We start from the raw sequence: 2211 nt of genomic DNA, 5'->3' as shown, positions 1-2211 counted from the left end.
TCGGCCGGGGTCCGACCCCCGCGACTTCCGGTCCAGCCGCCCCATAGCCTGCACGAGGTGATGCGCCGCCTGCAGCCGGGTGGCCGCGGCCAGGTTCTGCGCCACCGTGGCCGACCGCGCCACCTCGCTCAACGCCTCGGTGCCCAGCGTGTCGAGAGCCTCCGGCACGGCGCGCAGCGCCCCGAACGCCGCCGAACTCGTCGTCGTCGTCATCATCGGATCCACCACCGCACCCCCCGCCGTTAATCGAATGCGTGTTCTACACTATCGGTGCGCGGCGAATAGTACAAGAGTTCGAAGCAAGGTCCTGCGAGAATACGCCCGGGCCGCCTTCCGATCACACGGCAGCGGCGCCCCTCCACTGAAAGAGAGACGCCGCTGGTGGCACCGACCCCGTCGGGTCGCCGTGAGTCCGATCAGGCCGGAGACTCTATTCAGGCAGAGGCACCCTTGGACTTGCCGGCCGACTTGAGGTCGTTGCACGCCTCGACGACGCGCTCGGACATGGCCTGCTCGGCCTTCTTGAGGTACGAGCGCGGGTCGTAGAACTTCTTGTTGCCCACCTCGCCGTCGATCTTGAGGACGCTGTCGTAGTTGGCGAACATCTGCCCCGCGATCGGACGGGTGAACGCGTACTGGGTGTCGGTGTCCACGTTCATCTTGATGACGCCGTAGCTCAGCGCCTCCTCGATCTCGCTCTTGGCCGAGCCCGAACCGCCGTGGAAGACGAAGTCGAACGGCAGGTCGCCCTGGTTCAGCCCGAGCTTCTCCACAGCGACCTCCTGGCCCATCCTGAGCACCTCGGGGCGCAGCACGACGTTGCCCGGCTTGTAGACACCGTGGACGTTGCCGAAGGTGGCCGCGAGCAGGTAGCGCTGCCCGGTGTTGCCGGCACCGAGTGCGTCGATGGTGGCCTCGAAGTCCTCGCGGGAGGTGTAGAGCTTCTCGTTGATCTCGTTCTCGACACCGTCCTCCTCGCCGCCGACGACACCGATCTCGATCTCGAGGATCTGCTTGGCGTTGGCGGTCTTCTCGAGGAGCTCGCGGGCGATCTCGAGGTTGCGGTCGAGCGGGGTGGCCGAGCCGTCCCACATGTGCGACTGAAAGAGCGGGTTCTGGCCGGCGTCAACGCGCTGCTGGGAGATCTCGATGAGCGGACGCACGAAGGTGTCGAGCTTGTCCTCGGGGCAGTGGTCGGTGTGCAGCGCCACCAGGACGTCGTACTTCTCGGCCACCACGTGCGCGAACTCGGCGAGCGCGACGGCGCCGGTCACCATGTCCTTGACGTTCAGGCCGGAGCCGAACTCGGAACCACCGGTGGAGAACTGGATGATGCCGTCGGAGCCGGCGTCGGCGAAGCCCTTGATGGCCGCGTTGATGGTCTCCGAGGAGGTGCAGTTGATCGCGGGGTAGGCGAAGCCCTCCTTGCGGGCCCGGTCGAGCATGTCCTTGTACTGCTCCGGGGTGGCGATAGGCATTGACGATCCTCCAGATGTCGGCACTGTGATTGCCCCCATCCTACGAGGTACCGCCAGGGGGCGGGCCCCTCTAGGACCAGCGGGGGCACGGCGTCGGCGGATTCCCGAGCTGCGCACCCGGGTATCCGACGTCGGACACGCACCTGTCGGTCGACGAGACCGCCTCACGTATCCGACTACCCGGGGATGAGTTCCGCGAAGGCCGAGTCGGCCCGGGCGAGGGCGTCACGGTCGTGGGTCGACGTCGACGCCATGATCTCGTCGGCACCTGTGCGCGCCACCAGCTCGGCGAGTTCGACGGCGACCTGTTCGGCGTCCCCGTGGACCGCTCCCGCCATCCACTCCTCCATCCGCCGGAGCTGCTGCGGATGGAGCTTCAGGCCCATGATCTCCTCCGGCGACCGCAGCGGGCCGAACACCCCGGTCTCCCGGGACGCGGCCATCGCCCACGCCTCCGGCAGGAGCAAGTCCCTCGCGGCGGTGGTCGAGTCGGCGACCATCACCTCCAGGCTCACCACCACGTAGGGTTCCGAGCCGGCCCCACTCGGCCGGAACGTCGCGCGGTAACGGTCCAGCGGCGTCGGGTCGACGAGAAGTCGCGGTCCCCCCACGACGACGGGCAGTCCCGCCCGCGCCGCCAGCTCGAGGCCCCTGCCCGTGGCCAGCACGAACACCGGGGGCGGGGTCTTGAGGACCGGCTGCGCGGTGACGGGCCCGCGGCCGCGCAGATAGT

Annotated in this window: 2 protein-coding genes and 1 pseudogene; all 3 read right to left on the bottom strand. The window is 68.3% G+C overall.

Annotated elements, in window-relative coordinates:
• Positions 1 to 216 (bottom strand): annotated as a pseudogene (locus G6027_RS13005) (hypothetical protein); the annotation flags it as partial.
• Positions 217 to 434: 218 nt separating this feature from the next.
• Complete coding sequence (fbaA, locus tag G6027_RS13000; RefSeq protein WP_182637541.1) at positions 435 to 1478, bottom strand: class II fructose-bisphosphate aldolase; 1044 nt, start codon at positions 1476 to 1478, stop codon at positions 435 to 437.
• Positions 1479 to 1654: 176 nt separating this feature from the next.
• Positions 1655 to 2211, bottom strand: a 557-nt coding sequence (locus G6027_RS12995; RefSeq protein WP_182637540.1) for an LLM class flavin-dependent oxidoreductase, incomplete at its 5' end; no start/stop codon positions are given.

Origin of the sequence: Dietzia sp. SLG310A2-38A2, assembly GCF_014145095.1 — a bacterium.
Classification (GTDB): domain Bacteria; phylum Actinomycetota; class Actinomycetes; order Mycobacteriales; family Mycobacteriaceae; genus Dietzia.
The sequence above is the reverse complement of the archived record's forward strand: the minus strand, read 5'-3'. Positions and strand labels throughout refer to the sequence as shown.